Source organism: Actinosynnema sp. NPDC037264, from assembly GCF_055603705.1.
Map to the genome: position 1 here is coordinate 1 of NZ_JBVJVK010000020.1, position 16,619 is coordinate 16,619.

Annotated in this window: 18 protein-coding genes; 8 read left to right on the plus strand and 10 right to left on the minus strand. The window is 71.3% G+C overall.

Translation table 11 applies throughout. The features are described from left to right. Positions 1–82 precede the first annotated feature (82 nt). Positions 83–646 (minus strand): TIGR03086 family metal-binding protein, encoded by a 564-nt coding sequence (locus tag ACZ7GX_RS22265; RefSeq protein ID WP_498779145.1) that lies wholly within the window; start codon positions 644–646, stop codon positions 83–85. A 78-nt stretch (positions 647–724) separates the two neighbouring features. Between ACZ7GX_RS22265 and ACZ7GX_RS22270 the strand changes: the two genes are divergently transcribed. Further along, entirely contained in the window at positions 725–1,321 is a 597-nt protein-coding gene (locus ACZ7GX_RS22270; RefSeq protein WP_498779146.1) for a TetR/AcrR family transcriptional regulator, read from the plus strand. On the opposite strand, the gene ACZ7GX_RS22275 is transcribed toward ACZ7GX_RS22270, so the two are convergent. From ACZ7GX_RS22275 to ACZ7GX_RS22285, 3 genes are all read right to left on the minus strand, one after another. Beyond that, on the minus strand, positions 1,297–1,845 hold the full coding sequence (locus ACZ7GX_RS22275) for a DedA family protein (RefSeq protein WP_498779150.1): 549 nt from the start codon (positions 1,843–1,845) through the stop codon (positions 1,297–1,299). The two genes, ACZ7GX_RS22270 and ACZ7GX_RS22275, sit on opposite strands and share 25 nt — an antisense overlap. 72 nt (positions 1,846–1,917) lie before the next feature. After that, positions 1,918–2,388, minus strand: coding sequence for a helix-turn-helix domain-containing protein (locus tag ACZ7GX_RS22280; RefSeq protein WP_498779152.1), 471 nt, complete (start codon positions 2,386–2,388; stop codon positions 1,918–1,920). Next, positions 2,388–2,675, minus strand: a complete 288-nt coding sequence (locus tag ACZ7GX_RS22285; RefSeq protein ID WP_498779154.1) for a hypothetical protein — start codon at positions 2,673–2,675, stop codon at positions 2,388–2,390. Before ACZ7GX_RS22285 ends, ACZ7GX_RS22280 begins: the two co-directional genes overlap by 1 nt. A gap of 108 nt (positions 2,676–2,783) precedes the next feature. On the opposite strand from ACZ7GX_RS22285, the gene ACZ7GX_RS22290 reads away from it, so the two are divergent. Together ACZ7GX_RS22290 and ACZ7GX_RS22295 are read left to right on the plus strand one after the other, a co-directional pair. Then, positions 2,784–3,629: a helix-turn-helix domain-containing protein gene (locus ACZ7GX_RS22290; protein WP_498779156.1), complete on the plus strand. Its 846-nt coding sequence runs from the start codon at positions 2,784–2,786 to the stop codon at positions 3,627–3,629. A 15-nt stretch (positions 3,630–3,644) separates the two neighbouring features. Next, positions 3,645–3,818, plus strand: a complete 174-nt coding sequence (locus tag ACZ7GX_RS22295; RefSeq protein ID WP_498779157.1) for a DUF397 domain-containing protein — start codon at positions 3,645–3,647, stop codon at positions 3,816–3,818. Here ACZ7GX_RS22295 and ACZ7GX_RS22300 read toward each other — a convergent pair. Next, positions 3,805–4,764 carry a helix-turn-helix transcriptional regulator gene (locus ACZ7GX_RS22300; protein WP_498779158.1) on the minus strand — a complete coding sequence of 320 codons (960 nt, stop codon included), beginning with the start codon at positions 4,762–4,764 and terminating at the stop codon, positions 3,805–3,807. The genes ACZ7GX_RS22295 and ACZ7GX_RS22300 overlap by 14 nt on opposite strands. A 63-nt stretch (positions 4,765–4,827) precedes the next feature. On the opposite strand from ACZ7GX_RS22300, the gene ACZ7GX_RS22305 reads away from it, so the two are divergent. Beyond that, entirely contained in the window at positions 4,828–5,955 is a 1,128-nt protein-coding gene (locus ACZ7GX_RS22305) for an epoxide hydrolase family protein (RefSeq protein ID WP_498779160.1), read from the plus strand. A 48-nt stretch (positions 5,956–6,003) separates the two neighbouring features. Here the strand turns inward: ACZ7GX_RS22305 and leuA are convergent, their stop codons facing one another. Continuing rightward, positions 6,004–7,794, minus strand: a complete 1,791-nt coding sequence (gene leuA, locus ACZ7GX_RS22310) for a 2-isopropylmalate synthase (RefSeq protein WP_498779162.1) — start codon at positions 7,792–7,794, stop codon at positions 6,004–6,006. A 228-nt stretch (positions 7,795–8,022) separates the two neighbouring features. Between leuA and ACZ7GX_RS22315 the strand changes: the two genes are divergently transcribed. Continuing rightward, complete coding sequence (locus tag ACZ7GX_RS22315; RefSeq protein WP_230570061.1) at positions 8,023–8,322, plus strand: hypothetical protein; 300 nt, start codon at positions 8,023–8,025, stop codon at positions 8,320–8,322. A gap of 71 nt (positions 8,323–8,393) precedes the next feature. On the opposite strand, the gene ACZ7GX_RS22320 is transcribed toward ACZ7GX_RS22315, so the two are convergent. From ACZ7GX_RS22320 to ACZ7GX_RS22330, 3 genes are all read right to left on the minus strand, one after another. Continuing rightward, the gene (locus ACZ7GX_RS22320) at positions 8,394–9,152 is read right to left on the minus strand and encodes a hypothetical protein (protein WP_498779163.1); all 759 of its coding nucleotides are present in this window, start codon (positions 9,150–9,152) and stop codon (positions 8,394–8,396) included. Between the two features lie 137 nt (positions 9,153–9,289). Then, entirely contained in the window at positions 9,290–9,877 is a 588-nt protein-coding gene (locus ACZ7GX_RS22325) for a nitroreductase family protein (protein WP_498779362.1), read from the minus strand. A 37-nt stretch (positions 9,878–9,914) separates the two neighbouring features. Continuing rightward, positions 9,915–11,114, minus strand: coding sequence for a hypothetical protein (locus ACZ7GX_RS22330; RefSeq protein WP_498779165.1), 1,200 nt, complete (start codon positions 11,112–11,114; stop codon positions 9,915–9,917). Between the two features lie 101 nt (positions 11,115–11,215). Here ACZ7GX_RS22330 and ACZ7GX_RS22335 point away from each other — a divergent pair, with 101 nt between their 5' ends. The 3 genes from ACZ7GX_RS22335 to ACZ7GX_RS22345 are packed head-to-tail and all read left to right on the plus strand — an operon-like array spanning position 11,216 to position 14,986. Further along, the gene (locus tag ACZ7GX_RS22335) at positions 11,216–12,481 is read left to right on the plus strand and encodes an aspartate kinase (RefSeq protein ID WP_498779166.1); all 1,266 of its coding nucleotides are present in this window, start codon (positions 11,216–11,218) and stop codon (positions 12,479–12,481) included. Then, positions 12,478–13,542: an aspartate-semialdehyde dehydrogenase gene (locus tag ACZ7GX_RS22340; RefSeq protein ID WP_498779167.1), complete on the plus strand. Its 1,065-nt coding sequence runs from the start codon at positions 12,478–12,480 to the stop codon at positions 13,540–13,542. Before ACZ7GX_RS22335 ends, ACZ7GX_RS22340 begins: the two co-directional genes overlap by 4 nt. Positions 13,543–13,552: 10 nt before the next feature. Then, on the plus strand, positions 13,553–14,986 hold the full coding sequence (locus tag ACZ7GX_RS22345; protein ID WP_498779168.1) for a gluconokinase: 1,434 nt from the start codon (positions 13,553–13,555) through the stop codon (positions 14,984–14,986). Here ACZ7GX_RS22345 and ACZ7GX_RS22350 read toward each other — a convergent pair whose 3' ends face one another. Further along, positions 14,987–16,561, minus strand: coding sequence for a restriction endonuclease (locus ACZ7GX_RS22350; protein WP_498779169.1), 1,575 nt, complete (start codon positions 16,559–16,561; stop codon positions 14,987–14,989). It abuts the gene before it with no gap. Positions 16,562–16,619 lie beyond the last annotated feature (58 nt).

Here is a 16,619-nt window from a genome sequence, read left to right on the forward strand (position 1 = left end):
AGAACCCCCCGCGGGGGGGGGGGGGGGGGGGGGGGGGGGGCCCCCCCCCCCTGGGGGTCCCCCCCCCGACCCGGTGGTCACGTCACGCCGGCCAGTTCGGCGAACGGCCGAGCAGGCCGACGAGGCGGTCGGTGATCGGCGCGTCCTCCGGCACCGCGACCGGCATCGCGAACGCGGCTCCCGGCCCTCGGACGTCCGGCGTGGTCGGGAAGTACCGCGACATCCGGTAGGCGGCCGTGGCGAGTTCGGTGTCCAGCGTGCTGTCCACGCCGATCGCGCGGGACAGGTCCCAGGCGTGCACCAGGTTGTCGATGAAGTGCCCGGCCACCAGCTCGCGGCCGCGGCGCAGGCCGTAGTTGGGGAACTCGGCCTCGCGCTCCAGCACGCCGTCCGCGCGGAACGCCTCGGTGACCGCGTCGGTCGCGACCCGGTAGGCGACGGTCAGGTCGTCGCTCGCCGGGGCGTCGACGGCCGTGCCGCGGACGGACGCGGTGAACGCCAGCGTGGACTCGACCTGGTGGCGCAGCAGTTCGTAGACGGTCCAGCCGGCGCACGGCGTGGGCAGGTCCAGGTGCGACTCGTCCAGCTCGGCCATGAGCTTCAGGTTGAGGTCGAGCGACGACCGGTTCAGGTCCAGGAGATCCATGTGTCCATCCACCCCTCAAGTTGTACGAACGATCGTACAATTAGTTTGCGAGTGGTCAAGGGGGCTAGCGTGGAGGACGTGAAGGTCGACGGACGGGTGGAGCGCGGCGAGCAGACGCGGCGGCAGATCCTGCGGCGGGCGGCGGAGATCGCGTCGGTGGAAGGGCTGGAGGGCCTGTCGATCGGGCGGTTGGCCACCGAGCTGGAGGTCAGCAAGAGCGGCGTGTTCGCGCACTTCGGGTCGAAGGAGGAGCTGCAGCTCTCGACCGTGCGCGCGGCGGCGGCGATCTTCGCGCGCGAGGTCGTGGAGCCGGTGACCGAGCCCCCGGGCCCGGCCCGGCTGGCGGCGCTGCTGGACCGGTGGCTGGCGTACTCGGAGAACCGCACGTTCCCCGGCGGGTGCTTCTTCTACGCCGTGCAGGCCGAGTTCGACGCCCGGCCGGGACGGGTGCGCGACGCGATCGCCGGGTACGGGCGCGAGTGGAACTCCTACGTCCGCGAGACCGTCGCCGCGATCCCGGAGGTCGCCGACCCGGACCAGTTGGCGTTCGAGCTGGTCGCGTTCCTGGAGATGGCCAACGCCCAGTCGGTCCTGCACGACGACCCGCACGCGTACGAGCGGGCCCGGGTCGCGGTGCGCAACCGCTTGGCTCAGGCGGCCACGGCCCGGCGCTGAGCGGCCCTCACCGCCATCCCGATCGGCACCCCGACCAGCGTCGCCACCGCGAACGAGACCAGCGTGGCCACCACCGGGTCGGTGAAGACCTGCCCTCCGAAGTAGCCGAGCGTCGCTGTGTAGGCGCTCCACAGCGTGGCGCCGACCGCTGCGATCGGCGCGAACCGCCGCAGGCGCCACCGCAGCGACCCGGCCAGGACCGCACCGGCCAGCCCGCCGCCGGGCACGAACCGCACCGCGACCAGGATCGACTCGCCGCGCGTGGCCAGCCTCTCCGCCGTCCACGCGATCACCGCCCGCGGACCGGGCCGCCTCCCGACCCGCTCGAGCGCCCGCAACCCGACCCCGCGCCCGACGCCGAAGTTGACGAAGTCGGAGAGGGTGCAGCCGAGGGCCGCCACGGCGATCACGGCCGTCAGCGACAGCTCGCCGGAGGCGGCCAGCACGCCGTAGCCGATCAGCACGGCCTCGGTCGGCGCGAGCGGCACGACGGCGACGACGAACAGCACCACGAACGCGGTCATGATCTCCGAACGCGGGGGAGTTCCGGATCATCTCCGACCTGAGGAGGTCTTCAGCAACCCGTTAGCTCACCGTCACATATCCGCTGGCAGGGCCTCGATGATGTGATGCGCGGCACTGATCTCGCCGAGGTCTTCGGTGAAGAACGCGGAGGCCAGGTGCGCGTGGAACACGACGTCCGCCCCCTCCGGCATGAGGAACAACGTGAACGGCCGCGCCCCGCCCCCGACCGTGTGCACCCCGGTGGCCGTCGCGTGCAGCAGGTCGAGCGCGCGGGTCGCCTCGTCGCCCCACGCGCACCGCAGTTCGGGCAGGTGCGCCTGTTGCGAGACCGCCAGCAGCCGCTGGTACTCGCCCCCGAGCGCCGGCGCGCACGCCACCAGGTCGGGGAACCGGACCGGCGCGTACCCGGCCTCGACCCGCTCGATCTGCCGCACCGACCCCCGTGACCGGGCCGCCACCTCCTCGACCCCGAGCCCGGCCGCCTCGCGCAGCGCTCGGACCTCCCGCCCCAGCAGCCGCCCCCGCAACGTCGGCACCGCCATCACGCCACCTCCCGCGCGTCCGCGGCCAGGTCCAGCAACGCCGTGCGCGCCAGCACGTACTGCCGACACGGCACGGTCGGCCGCTGCCACCACCTCCGGCCCCAGCACGCGCGGCAGTGGCCGTCGACGTCCGGCCGGTGCCCGTCGAGCAGCACGCGGATCGCCGCCACGAGGTGCGGGACCTCGGACCGCGCCAAGTCCGCCACCACCCGCTCGTCGCCGCCGGTCGCGACCCCTTCGACCACCGCCAGCCGGTTCCTGACCTGGAGATGCAGTTCCTGCCACACGAGCCCTCCCGAGAGCGGGGATCATCAAGGCAGTCAAAGCTAAGGCAAAATACTTTGAGCGGGATAGTCGCCTGATCGGGTGCACCGCGACACGGCAGGATGGCCGTCATGTCCCGACGCGACACCGTCGCACTCAAGTGGCTCCTCGGCGCGACCCTCCGCAACCACCGCAAGGCGGCGCGGAAGACGTTGGAGCACAGCGCCGCGCACCTCGGCGTCTCCGAGAGCAAGATCAGCAACATGGAGTCGGGCCGCTACGGGCAGCCGCCCGAGGAGGTCGCGAAGCTGCTCGCCTTCTACGGCGCGGACCCCGGCCGCGTCGAGCGGATCATCGCGTTGGCCGAGGCGGACGACACCGGCAGTTGGTGGGCCCCTTGGTCCGGTGTCATCCCCAACTGGCTCCGCCTCTTCGCCGGTCTGGAAGGAATGGCCGAGTCGGCTTTCGTGTACTCACCCCTCTTCGTGCACGCCCTGCTGCAAACCGAGGACTACGCCACGGCCGTGGCGAGTTCGGCGCGCCGGGTGCGACCGGTGGACATGGACCGGATGGTGGCGTTCCGCATGGAGCGCCAACGGCGGCTCACCGCCGACGCGAACCCGCTGAAGCTGCACTTCGTGATCGAGGAGTCGGCGCTTCTCCGCCCCATCGGTGGCAAGGACGTCCTGCGCCGGCAAGCGGAACACCTGCTGGAGGCGACCAGACTGCCCACTGTGGACATCCAGGTGATCGAGGCGCGGGTCGGCATGCACCCCGGCCTCACCGGTGAGTTCACCTTGTTCGGGTTCGAGGAGTTCGACGAAACGGTGTACGTGGAGCTGCAGGAGGACGCGGTCTATCTCAACGACTCGGCGAAGGTCAGGGCCTATAGCATGACTGCGAAGACTCTTCGCGATATCGCCTTGGACCCACCCGAGTCCGCGGCCCTGATCACGTCGCTGATCCGGGCGCTGTAGCAACAGGAGGCCGCCGTGACCACCTCGGCCCGCTGGGTCAAGTCCAGCTACTCGATGGAGAACGGCAGTTGCGTCGAGGTGGCTGTCACCGACGCCGTGACCGGGGTGCGGGACTCGAAGAACGCCGACGGGCCGGTGTTGACCTTCCCGACCGACCGCTGGGCGGCGTTCCTCGCTAAGACCCCCTGACCGCCCGGAGGCAACGGGCGGCGTGCGCGCTCAGCGCGTCGACCAGCTCGGGCGGTCCGTCGGTCAGGGTGAAGTCGACGTCCACCGACGTGATCATCCACACCAGGTCGCCCGCGGTCTCCGCGCCGACGTGCAGCAGGCAGCTGCCCGAGTCCACGGGTTCCAGCACGCCCATGCCCGGCCAGAGCCGGTCGGCCACGGCGACCGCCGGTTCGTGCAGCGTCACGGTCGCCCGCACCGGCCACGCCCGCGCCGAGAGCCGGTGCTCCAGGTACGCCCCCACGTCACCGTCGGGCGGCTCCCGCGGCGCGAAGCGCGGGCCGTTCGGCGTGCGCAGCGCCAGCCGGTCCACGCGGAAGCTGCGCCAGTCGTCGCGGTCGGTGTCCCAGGCGACCAGGTACCAGTGCCGGGTGGAGCTGACCAGGCTGTGCGGCTGCACGGACCGGGTCGTCGCGCCGCCGCGCGGGCTGGTGTAGTCGAACCGCAGCGACTCGTGCCGGCGGCAGGCGTCCGCGATGGCCATGAGCACGTCCGGGTCCACCCGCGGCCCGCCCGCCCCGACGCGGACGGTCGCCGAGTGCAGCGTGCCGACCCGGTGCCGCAGGCGCGCGGGCAGCACCTGCTCCAGCTTGGCCAGCGCCCGCGCCGACGTCTCCTCGATCCCGGCCACCGAACCGCCCGCCGCCGTGCGCAGGCCCACCGCCACGGCCACCGCCTCGTCGTCCTCCAGCAGCAACGGCGGCAGCGAGGCGCCCGCCCCGAGCCGGTAGCCGGCGGTGCCCCGCGTCGCGTGCACGGGGTAGCCGAGGTCGCGCAGGCGTTCGACGTCGCGGCGCACGGTGCGGGTGGTGACGCCGAGCCGTTCGGCCAGCTCGGCGCCGGACCGGTCGCACCGGGCCTGCAACAGCGACAGCAGCCGGAGCAGCCGCGCGGACGTGTCCACCATGGCGTCGAGCCTGCCCGATCGTTAGGAACCGAACCGTCCCAAGGGCCTCCTACCGTCGCGGCCATGACCGAGATCCACCCGTTCCGCATCGACGTGCCCCAAGCGCAACTCGACGACCTGGACGCCCGCCTGGCCAACACCCGCTGGCCCGACGAGCTGCCCGGCGTCGGCTGGAGCCGGGGCGTCCCGGTGGGCTACCTGAAGGACCTCGCCGAGCACTGGCGCACGACCTACGACTGGCGCGCGCACGAGGCCGCGATCAACGCCCACCCGCAGCACCTCGCCACCGTCGCCGGGCAGGTCGTGCACTTCCTGCACGTCCGCTCACCCGAACCGGACGCCCTGCCGCTCGTGCTGCTGCACGGCTGGCCGGGCGGGTTCACCGACTTCCTCGACGTCATCGGCCCCCTGTCCGACCCCCGCGCGCACGGCGGCGACCCGGCCCGCGCGTTCCACCTGGTCGTCCCGTCCCTGCCGGGCTTCGGCTTCTCCACCCCGCTCGCCGGGCCGGGCATGGGCGCGGCGCGGATGGCCGGCGTGCTGGTCGAGCTGATGGCCGCGCTCGGGTACGAGCGGTACGGCGTGCAGGGCTACGACACCGGCGCGTGGGTCGGCCCGGAGATGGGCAGGCAGGCGCCCGACCGGGTGGTGGGCGTCCACCTGAACGCCCTGCTGACGTTCCCGGACGGCGAGGTCGAGGGCCTCACCGAGGTCGAGCAGCGGCGGTGGGAGGCGATGGAGAACTTCAACGACGGCTACCTGCAGTGCAACTCGAAGAGGCCGCAGACGGTGGCCTACGGGCTGCACGACTCGCCGGTGGGCCAGCTCGCGTGGATCGTGGAGAAGTTCAAGGAGCTCACCCACCCGGCGGACGGCCTGCCCGAGGACGGCGTCGACCGGGACCGCATCCTCACCGACGTCTCGCTGTACTGGCTGACGGGCACGGCCGCGTCGGCGGCGCAGGTCTACTACGAGGAGGTCTCCGCGAAGGGGTGGGGCGAGCAGGCGCCCGGGACCGTGCCGACGGGGGTGCTGGTCTCGGCCCACGACGTGTCGATCCGCCGGTGGGCCGAACGCGAGCACCACGTCGTGCGCTGGACCGAGCTCGACGAGGGCGGCCACTTCCTGGCCATGGAACGGCCGGACCTGCTGGTCACCGACGTGCGCGAGTTCTTCGCCGTCCTGCGCTGAGCCGTCCGCCTCGCCGGTGCCCGGGCACCGGCGAGGCGGGCACCGGCCTCAGCGGTGGGCGCGGTTGATCGCGGAGACCAGGGCGCGCAGCGACGCGGCGACCGTGGAGCTGTCGATGCCGACGCCCCACAGCACGCGGTCGGACACGGCGCACTCCAGGTACGCCGCCGCACGCGCGTCGTCACCCGACGACATGGCGTGCTCGAAGTAGTCCAGCACCCGCACGTCGTAGCCCACGGTGGCCAGGGCGTCCACGAACGCGGCGATCGGGCCGTTGCCGCCGCCGGTGATCTCCTGCGCCTCGCCGTCCACCACGACCACGGCCTTGATCGTCTCGTGGCCGCTGCCGTCGCCGGACACCTTCTGGCGCAGCAGCTTCAGCGGCGCGGCGGCGTCCAGGTACTCCTCGGAGAACGCGTCCCACATGTCCTTGGGGCCGATCTCGCCGCCCTGGGTGTCGGTGACCTCCTGGATGACCTTGGAGAACTCCACCTGCAGCCGCCGCGGCAGGTCCAGGTGGTGCTCGGTCTTCATCAGGTACGCCACGCCGCCCTTGCCGGACTGCGAGTTCACCCGGATCACGGCCTCGTAGTTGCGGCCGACGTCCTTCGGGTCGATCGGCAGGTACGGGACCTCCCACGGGAACTCGTCCACGTGCTGCCCGGCGGCCTTGGCGGCGTCCTCCAGGGCCTCGAAGCCCTTCTTGATCGCGTCCTGGTGCGAGCCGGAGAACGCGGTGAACACCAGGTCGCCGCCGTACGGGTGCCGTTCGGGCACGGGCAGCTGGTTGCAGTACTCGACCGTGCGCCGGATCTCGTCGATGTCGGAGAAGTCGATCTGCGGGTCGACGCCCTGGCTGAACATGTTCATGCCCAGCGTCACCAGGCACACGTTGCCGGTGCGCTCGCCGTTGCCGAACAGGCAGCCCTCGATCCGGTCGGCGCCCGCCAGGTAGCCCAGCTCGGCGGCGGCCACGCCGGTGCCGCGGTCGTTGTGCGGGTGCAGCGACAGGATGATCGACTCACGGCGGGCCAGGTTGCGCGACATCCACTCGATCGAGTCGGCGTAGACGTTCGGCGTGGCCATCTCCACCGTCGCCGGCAGGTTGATGATCAGCGGCTTGTCGGGGGTCGGCTGGATGATCGCCGAGACGGCGTCGCAGACCTCCAGCGCGTACGACAGCTCGGTGCCGGTGTAGGACTCGGGCGAGTACTCGTAGCGGAACTCGGTCTCCGGGTAGTCCTTCTCCTGCTCCAGGGCGAACGCGGCGGCGTCCGTGGCGATCTTCTTGATGCCCTCGCGGTCGGACTTGAACACGACCCGGCGCTGCAGGATGGACGTCGAGTTGTAGAAGTGCACGATCGCCTTGCCCGCACCGCGCAGCGACTCGAACGTGCGGCTGATCAGCTCGGGGCGGCACTGGGTCAGCACCTGGATGGTGACGTCGGGCGGGATCGCGCCGTCCTCGATGATCTCGCGGACGAAGTCGAAGTCGGTCTGCGAGGCGGCCGGGAAGCCGACCTCGATCTCCTTGTAGCCCATCCGCACGAGCAGGTCGAACATCTTGCGCTTGCGGGCGGGCGACATGGGGTCGATCAGGGCCTGGTTGCCGTCGCGCAGGTCGACCGCGCACCACAGCGGCGCCTTGGTGATCCGCTTGGTCGGCCAGGTGCGGTCGGGTACGTCGACCGTCTCCACCTGCTCGTGGAACGGCCGGTAGCGGTGCACGGGCATGGACGTGCCGCGCTGCGGGTTCCAGACCGGCTGGTCGGCCACGGGGCGGGCCGGCGGTCGGATGCGGCTGGTGCCGGAGGTGTACGCGTCGGGAGTGGCGCTCATGTTCGGGGTGCTCCTGCTGCTGCCGGTGGGAAGACGACCGGCGGGCAACGCTGCGTCCCGCGACGGGGGGCCGGTCTGATCAGACCCCGTCACGGCGGCGAAGCAGGAGGGCGCGTGCCATGACGGACAGGTTAACCGGATTCCGCGCCGAGGTGGAACCGAGCGCCCAGATGGTGGAACTTCACTCGGTCGAGTTTCACTCGATCGTGGGGCGGGCACCTTCTTGACATGTCCAGATGGCGAACCTCAACGCGCAGCGGCAACTACACCGCTGCCCGAGTGATCCGCGGTGTCGGTGCCGTGTTCGCCGGCATCGAGGTGCTGTACATCCTGATGCTCCTGATCGGGGTGAACACCGCCAACGCGTTCTTCCGCTTCATCCAGCAGCTCGCCGAGCCGCTGGCGCTGTTCTTCCCAGGGCTGTTCCAGACGGGCAACGCCAACCTCGACGTGATCCTGAACTACGGTCTCGCCGCGGTGTTCTGGCTGGTCGTCGCAGGTCTGCTGGCCCGCGTCGTCGCGCGCTAGCGCCCACTCTCCCCGGTCCCCGCCGTCCTCCCCCCTGCGGTGGGGCCGGGGGTTCTTCCGAAGTCACGCGTTCACGACGACCAGCGCGTCACGGCGAGGCCGATCGTCGGTTGCCGCGGGCCGTCGAGAGGGCCGTCACCCCACGGAGCGCCCAGAGCGGTGATCACCGCGGCCACCACGTTGCCCTCGTCGGTCACCACGCACAGCACCGTGCCGACCGGCATGCCGTGGATCGACCGGTAGTCGCCGATCGGGTTGCGCAACGCCGCGCCGCGGCACTGCTCGCGGGTCGGCTTCGGCCCGTCCGCGAACAGCCCGGCCGAGCCGTTGGAGCCCGGGTAGACGTTGCCGTCACAATCGTCGTACTCCAGGTCGGCTTCCTTGCTCTCCTTCTCGCCCGGCACCGACCTCTCAGGCGAGTCCAGGTGCACGTCTACGCCGGCCGACGCGCCGCAGCCCGGCGGCGGGACGCTCATCGGCAGGTCGGTCGCTTCCGGTGCCGGCTCGGCGGAGGTCGTCGTCGTGAGGGCGGCGGTCGAGGAGCCGGGTGCGGACGTCGTCGTGGAAGAGGGTGAAGGCGACGTCGAGGCGGTCGTCGTGCCCAGTGCCGCGGCGCTCCCCTCCGGCGCGTCCGGACCGTCTGCCAGCACGAGCCCGAAGAGCACTCCCACCGTGAGGAACGCCGCCGACGACAGGGCCAGCGCCACCCCTCGCCGGGACGGCTTCCCAGCCCGCTGCGCCGCGTCGGACTTGAGTTGGCGGATCGCGACGACCCCCTGGGGCACACCGACGGCCAATGTCACGAGGGCGATCACGGCTTCGACCGACACGACCGCAAACTAGCCTTCCGGCACGTCGGAGTAGCCGCACTACAGCGGTTTGGACGGGTGAACTCGATCGAGGCATGCGCGGCGGGCGCGGTGGCTTTGCGCTGCGCATGGCGGCGATCTTCTGGCCGGTCGTGCGCTCACTCGTGCCCAGGCTCGTTCGCAGGCTCGTTCGCAGGCTCGTCTGAGAATGCCGGTTGACCCCACCTGCCTGCGAAAACGGTCTCGCTCAGCGGTTTGCGCACCCGTGGCCGCCGTTCCCTGGCCCGCAGGTCCTCGGGCAGGTCCTCGTCGTCGCCGAGCAGTCCGACCGCGATCACGACGACCGGCCGCACGTGCTCGGGCAGCCCGAACGCCTCGCGCACCGCGTCCGGCGAGAACCCGCCCATCTGGTGCGTGACCAGGCCCAGCTCGACGGCCCGCAGCACCAGGTTCTGCACCGCGAGCCCCAGCCCGAACTCGGTGTTCGGCATCGGCCCGCGCTCGTCCGACTCGGCCACCGCGCCCACGAGCAGCACCGACGCCCGCCCCGCCCACGCCTGGTTGCCCGGCCGCAGCGCCGCGAAGATTCGCCCGAACGTGTCGTCGCCGCGGTAGCCGACGAGGAACCGGGCGGGCTGGGTGTTGCCGTGCGAGGCCGCCCACCGGGCCGCCTCGACCAGCGCGCGCACGGTGTCCGGCGACACCTCGGCCGCCCCGTCGAACGCGCGCGGGCTCCAGCGCCGCATGATCAGGTCGTTGCCGTCCACCGACCCATACTGTCGATCAGATCGCGTACGGCCAAGCCGTGATGGCGTAGGCGCCGAACCACGCGCTGAACACCGACACGCCCACCAGCACCGCCACCACAGTGCCGGTGCGCCGCCGCGCCAGCGCCAGCGCGATCGGCAGCAGGAGCGTGAACGCGGGCAGCAGCAGCCGCGCCTTCGAGTTCATCAGCCCGTTCGACCCGAGGTCCATCGCGAGCACGCCGGCGCCGTAGACGATCAGCGGCCACTCCAGCCCGCGCCGCAGGCTGAGCACCACCAGGGCCAGCGCCACCACCAGCAGCCACACCGTGGCCAGCTCCAGCACCGACCGGGGCTCGCCCAGGATGAGCAGCGCGAACTTCCAGGTGGCCGCGCCGCCGTCGAACCGCGAGTCCCACCCGATCTGCTGCACGGCGAACCAGCCGTCCCACCGCCCGGTGCGCGCCGCGACGTACCCGAGGTACCCGACCAGCCCGAGCGGGGCGATCAGCGCGCCCACCCACGGCCGCCAGTCGTCCCGCCGCCGCCACGCCGCCACCAGCGCCGCCGCGCACACCGCCAGGACCAGCGCCGCCGCCGTCGGCCGCACCAGCCCCGCCGCCGCGCAGCACGCGCCGGCCAGCAGCCAGCGCCGTTCCACCACGCCGACCAGCGACCACACGGCGAGCGCGCAGAACGTCGCCTCGGAGTACGTCATCGACAGCACCACGGCCATCGGCGATGCCGCGAACAGCACCACCAGCACCAGCCCGGCGCGCTGCGACCCGCCGGACACCCGGGAACCGAGCCGGGCCAGCCCGTAGGCGCACAGCACGCCGCTGACCAGGCTCACCGCGAACGCGGCGCCGACCGTCGGCACGCCGGGCAGCCCGTCCACCCAGCGCACCAGCGTCGGGTAGCCGGGGAAGAACGCCAGCGGCGTCTCCGCCGTCCGCCGCCCGAACGCGTCCACCAGCCACGTCGGCACGTTCGCGTAGCCGCCCTCGGCGATGCCCAGGAACCACTGCCCGTCCCACGACGTGAGCGCCCGCGTGACGTCCTTGTCCCACCGCGCCGCCATGAGCTGCAGCGCGAGCAGGCCGAGCTCGCGGACGGCCAGGTAGAGCAGGGCGGGCGCGAGCGCCGCGGTGACCCGGTGTCTGGCCACGCGCGCCAACCGCTCACGCGCGCTCGGCGCGTCCTCCGGCTCCACGCGAACGGCCTCCAGGGTCGACACGGGGTCGAGAGTAGTGGCCGTCACGGCGACCGCTGTCCACTCCTTGGGCCAGGTAGTCTCCCCGATGAGCTGGGCTTGAAGCACCTGGGAGGAGTGGGTCTGTGGCGCTCGTCGTCCAGAAGTACGGCGGTTCCTCGGTCGGGAGCGCCGAGCGGATCAAACGGGTGGCCGAGCGCATCGTCGCGACCCGCAAAGCGGGCAACGAGGTCGTCGTCGCCGTCTCCGCGATGGGCGACACGACCGACGAGCTGCTCGACCTCGCGCGCCAGGTGTCCCCGGTGCCGCCCGCCCGCGAGATGGACATGCTGCTCACGTCCGGTGAGCGCATCTCCATGTCGCTGCTGGCGATGGCGATCAGCTCGCTGGGCGCCGAGGCGCGTTCCTACACCGGCTCGCAGGCCGGCGTGATCACCACGTCCGTGCACGGCAAGGCGCGCATCATCGACGTGACGCCGAGCCGCATCCAGGACGCGCTCGCGGAAGGCGCCATCGCGATCGTCGCGGGCTTCCAGGGCGTGAGCCAGGACAGCAAGGAGATCACCACGCTCGGTCGCGGCGGCACCGACACCACCGCGGTGGCGCTGGCGGCGGCGCTGAAGGCCGACGTCTGCGAGATCTACACCGATGTCGACGGCGTGTTCACCGCCGACCCGCGCATCGTGCCGAACGCCAAGCGGCTGGAGACCATCTCCTACGAGGAGATGCTCGAGATGGCGGCGAGCGGGGCCAAGGTGCTCATGCTGCGCTGCGTCGAGTACGCCCGCCGCTACGGCGTCCCGGTGCACGTCCGATCTTCGTTCAGCAACAAGCCCGGGACCATCGTGTCCGGGTCAGTGGAGGACCTTCCCGTGGAACAGGCGATGATCACCGGCGTCGCGCACGACCGGTCCGAGGCCAAGGTGACCGTGACCGCGGTGCCCGACCTGCCCGGCATGGCGGCGCGGATCTTCCGCGTCGTGGCCGAGGCGGAGCTCGACATCGACATGGTCGTGCAGAACGTCTCGCAGGCCGTGTCCGGCCGCACCGACGTGACGTTCACGCTGCCGAAGGACGACGGGCCGCGCGCGGTCGCCGCGTTGGAGAAGTCGCGCGCGGAGATCGGCTTCGACCAGGTGCTCTACGACGAGCACGTGGGCAAGGTGTCGCTGGTCGGCGCGGGCATGCGCTCGCACCCCGGCGTGACCGCCCAGTTCTGCGAGGCGCTCGCGTCGGCGGGCGTCAACATCGAGATCATCTCCACCTCGGAGATCCGGATCTCGGTCATCTGCCGCGACACGCAGCTCGACGACGCCGTGCGGGCCCTGCACGACGCGTTCGACCTCGGCGGCGACGAAGAAGCTGTGGTGTACGCGGGGAGTGGGCGATGAGCGGACCTGTCCTGGCTCTTGTGGGGGCCACCGGTGCCGTCGGCACCGTCATGATCGACATCATGAACGGCCGGGAGTCCGTGCCGTGGGGTGAGGTCCGGCTGATCGCGTCCGCGCGCTCGGCGGGCAAGAAGATCACCGTGCGCGGCGAGGAGCTGACCGTCGTCGCGCTGTCGCCGGAGGCGTTCGACGGCGTGGACGTCGCGATGTTCGACGTGCCGGACGAGGTGTCGGCCGAGTGGGCGCCGGTCGCCGCGGCCAGGGGCGCGGTCGCGGTGGACAACTCGGGCGCGTTCCGGATGGACCCCGAGGTGCCGCTGGTGGTGCCCGAGGTGAACGCCGACAAGATCGGCGAGCGCCCCAAGGGGATCATCGCGAACCCGAACTGCACGACGTTGTCGATGATGGCCGCGCTGGGCGCCCTGCACCGGGAGTTCGAGCTGCGCGAGCTGGTCGTGGCGTCCTACCAGGCCGCGTCGGGCGGCGGGCAGGCGGCGATCGACCGGCTGTACGCGGAGATCTCGGCGTTGGCGGGCAAGGAGGTCGGCGTGCGCGCGGGCGACGTGCGCGAGACGTTGGAGGCCGCCGGCCTGCCGGTGTCGGACTCGCCGTTCCCCGCGCCGCTGGCGTTGAACGTGGTGCCGTGGGCGGGTTCCCTGAAGGACGAGGGGTGGACCAGCGAGGAGCTGAAGGTCCGCAACGAGTCCCGCAAGATCCTGGGCATCCCGGACCTGAAGGTGTCCGCGACCTGCGTGCGCGTGCCCGTGGTGACCACGCACTCGCTGGCGGTGCACGCGACGTTCGCCCGCGAGGTGACCGTCGAGCAGGCGCACAAGATCTTCGACGCGCAGCCGTCGATCGTGCTGGTGGACGACCCGGCGGCCAAGGAGTTCCCGACGCCGGCGGACGTGGTCGGCGGCGACCCGACCTACGTGGGCCGCGTGCGGCAGGCGTTGGACTTCCCGAACACGCTGGACTTCTTCGTGTGCGGGGACAACCTGCGCAAGGGCGCGGCGCTGAACACCTACGAGATCGCCGAGGAGCTGGCGACCCGCCTGTAGGTTCACCCCCATGGCGGACGTAGTGCTCGCGATCGACCTCGGGACGACGTCGACCAAGGTGATCGCGGTGGACCGGGACGCGGGCGTGGTCGCATCGGCGGAGCACGGCTACCCGATGCGCACCACGCCCTCCGGTGAGGCGACCCACGACCCGGCCGAGGTGTGGGGCGCGGCGCTCGAGGCGTTGCGCGAGGTCGCCGCGCAAGGGCTCGCCGTGCGGGCGTTGTCGTTGACCGGCGCGATGCACACCCTGGTCGGGTTGGACTCCTCGGGCACGCCCGTCACGCCGTCGTTGTCGTGGGCGGACAACCGCGCGCTGGAGCAGACGGCGCGGCTGCGCGGCACGGCGGAGGGGATCGCGCTGCACCGCGCGACCGGCACCCCGATCCACACCATGTCGCCGCTGGTGAAGCTCGCGTGGTTCCGCGACCAGGGCTTCTCCGCCGCGCGGTGGTGCGGGCTCAAGGACTTCGTCGCGCTTCAGCTGACCGGGGTGCTGGCGACCGAGCACTCGTCGGCGTCCGCGACCGGGTTGATGGACCTCCGGTCGCTGAACTGGCACCCGGACGCGCTGGCCTTCGCGGGCGTGGACCCCGGGCAGCTGCCCGGCCTGCACGCCCCGGTGGACTCGCTGCCGTTGGCGCTGGACGTGCCGGGCCTGCCCGCCGGCCTGCCGGTCGTGCTGGGCGGCGGTGACGGGCCGATGGCGAACCTCGGCGTCGGCGCGGTCGTGCCGGGGGTGGCGGCGGTGTCGCTGGGCACGAGCGGCGCGCTGCGGGTGGTGCGCGACGAGCCCGTCGTGGACGAGCAGGGGCGGGTGTTCTGCTACGCCGTCGCCGAAGGGCTGTGGGTGCTCGGCGGGGCGGTGAGCAACGGCGGCGTGGTGGCGCAGTGGGCCGCCGAGGCGTTCGGCGTCGACGTGCGCGACCTGCTGGTGGAGGCGTCCGGGGCGCCGGTGGGCGCGGCCGGCGTGATCGCGCTGCCGTACCTGTTGGGGGAGCGCGCGCCGTGGTGGGACGCGGACGCCACGTCGGCGTTGATCGGGCTGCGGCGCGAGCACGGGCGGGCCGAGATCACCCGTGCGCTGGTCGAGGGCGTGGCGCAGCAGTTGGCGCTGGTGCTGGACGCGGTGCGCTCGGTGGCGGACGTGCACGCGGTCCGGGTGACCGGTGGCGCGTTCCGCAGTGAGCTGTGGGCCACCGTCCTGGCGTCCGCGCTGGGCCTGGAGCTGGAACTGGCCGACGACAGCGAGGGCTCCGGCGTCGGCGCGGCCCTGGTCGCCTGGCGGGCACTGGGCGAGATCCCGTCCCTGACCGTCGCCGCCGACCTGATCAAGCCGGTGAGGACGATCCCGCCCGACCCCGACGCGGTCCGCCACTACGCCCGGTCGCGCCCCACCATCGACCGCCTCTACCAGGCCCTACGCGACCTCGAAGGCATCTGACTACTTGGATCGAGCCGACTTCGGCCGATTGGGAATCCCGATCAGCACATCCTTGCCGAGGTGTTGTTTGATCAGATGTACCAGCTCTTGGCCATCGATGAGTTCGATGCGGCCGTGCTCCCTGGCCTTCTGCCTGCACCCCGACGCGAACCACGAGGTGGTGACCAGGATTCCCCACCCTGCCTTCTTCTCCTCCATCGCACCGGCCAACTCGCGGATGTGATTCACCCCGACCACCCGGCTGTACCGCTTGGCCTGCACGATGCTCAGTCCGCCGAACAGCGGGGTGCGGCGGGCGATGACGGCGTCGACACCATCATCCTTGCTCTGCTCCGTGGTCCAGCCTTCTGCTCCCTGTGCCTCGAAGATCTGGCGTACTAAATGCTCGAAGTTCGTGTACGACATGTCCATGAGATCGGGTCGGGCGTCCAGGGTGGAAACCGCGTCGAATCCATCGACAAAGGAGTACTTGCTCAAGTCGAAATCGAGGATCGGTTCGACTGGTTCGAGTTCGTACGGGTGGTTGGACACGATCGCCCGTAGGTGGCGGACGCAGGCGTCGGGATTGATGCGTCGCAGGTTGTCGTCGCTGGGGAAGTCCTCGCGGGCGACCTCAAGACTGACCAGGCACGGATATTCGAGGTCCCCGGTCGCCGGGTTGACCGCGTGCACGTGCCCGTTGAAACCGATCGAAGCCAGGGAACGATCAGCGTTGAAGAGGTCGCGCAGGCACAACAGCGCCACCTGGCTCACCACGTTCCGGTAGAGGTCGCCGACTTCCTTCGGTTTTCTCGGGACCGCGCGTTCCTCGTCCTTCGTCGGCAGATACCGGTAGGAGGCGGTCGTGGGGATGACGTCACGTGGTGGCAGCTCGAACCGCACTACCGCCTGCTCGGCCCGCGGGTTGTACGTCATCTCGAAACGGTGGGGGAACGCCCGCGGAAGTGGAACGGCTGCGAGCACCTTCGACAGGTACTGTTCGACGAAGCTCTGCTGCCGTGTTTCCACACCACGACGGAAGAGCGCGAGTTGTCGATTGTGCTCCTCCGCCTCGGCCTCGGCCTGGGAAACCCGGTCGGCGTGTGCGGCTCGCGCGGCCACTACCGCGCGCTGACGGGCGACTTCTTCAGCTCGCCGAGCCTCGGTGTCCTCATGGAAACGCGTCTTCGCTTCCTCGAGCCTGCGCTCATGGCGACTCTGTCCACCGAACACCCGTGCCAAGCGCCCCGGATCGCTTGGAGCGTAGTCCTCCCACCGTGGCTCTTTGACCGGCACCGCCAGACCACCGAGATCGAGTGGGGAGACTTGGGTCTTCGTCCGGAGGGCGGTCCAATCCAATGCCGCTGGTCGCCCTAGTCCGGCGACCAGAACCGCATTCAGAGCGTCGACCTCGTTCTGCAGTCTGATGGTCTTCTCATCGGCTTCGCCAGCACGTCGTTCGGTGTGCAGTCTCTTGCGTTCCCTTTCCGCAGCGGCTCGTTGCCGTTCCGCTGCGGCCCGCGCGCGTTCTGCTTCACGAGCGATCTGCTGTGCGGTCTTCTGTGTTCGCTGTGGACCGCGTCCTGCGCCCGCCACGAGTGCACCCCCACATCCACTGGTCCGGGATCCCGAACACGGAGCGGCTTCGTTCGAG

Bases quoted from the DNA above. Each gene is read 5' to 3' on its own strand.
- ACZ7GX_RS22265 (WP_498779145.1), bottom strand. From the start codon at position 646: ATGGATCTCCTGGACCTGAACCGGTCGTCGCTCGACCTCAACCTGAAG.
- ACZ7GX_RS22275 (WP_498779150.1), bottom strand. From the start codon at position 1,845: ATGACCGCGTTCGTGGTGCTGTTCGTCGTCGCCGTCGTGCCGCTCGCG.
- ACZ7GX_RS22280 (WP_498779152.1), bottom strand. From the start codon at position 2,388: ATGGCGGTGCCGACGTTGCGGGGGCGGCTGCTGGGGCGGGAGGTCCGA.
- ACZ7GX_RS22290 (WP_498779156.1), top strand. From the start codon at position 2,784: ATGTCCCGACGCGACACCGTCGCACTCAAGTGGCTCCTCGGCGCGACC.
- ACZ7GX_RS22300 (WP_498779158.1), bottom strand. From the start codon at position 4,764: ATGGTGGACACGTCCGCGCGGCTGCTCCGGCTGCTGTCGCTGTTGCAG.
- ACZ7GX_RS22305 (WP_498779160.1), top strand. From the start codon at position 4,828: ATGACCGAGATCCACCCGTTCCGCATCGACGTGCCCCAAGCGCAACTC.
- leuA (WP_498779162.1), bottom strand. From the start codon at position 7,794: ATGAGCGCCACTCCCGACGCGTACACCTCCGGCACCAGCCGCATCCGA.
- ACZ7GX_RS22315 (WP_230570061.1), top strand. From the start codon at position 8,023: ATGTCCAGATGGCGAACCTCAACGCGCAGCGGCAACTACACCGCTGCC.
- ACZ7GX_RS22325 (WP_498779362.1), bottom strand. From the start codon at position 9,877: ATGCGGCGCTGGAGCCCGCGCGCGTTCGACGGGGCGGCCGAGGTGTCG.
- ACZ7GX_RS22340 (WP_498779167.1), top strand. From the start codon at position 12,478: ATGAGCGGACCTGTCCTGGCTCTTGTGGGGGCCACCGGTGCCGTCGGC.
- ACZ7GX_RS22345 (WP_498779168.1), top strand. From the start codon at position 13,553: ATGGCGGACGTAGTGCTCGCGATCGACCTCGGGACGACGTCGACCAAG.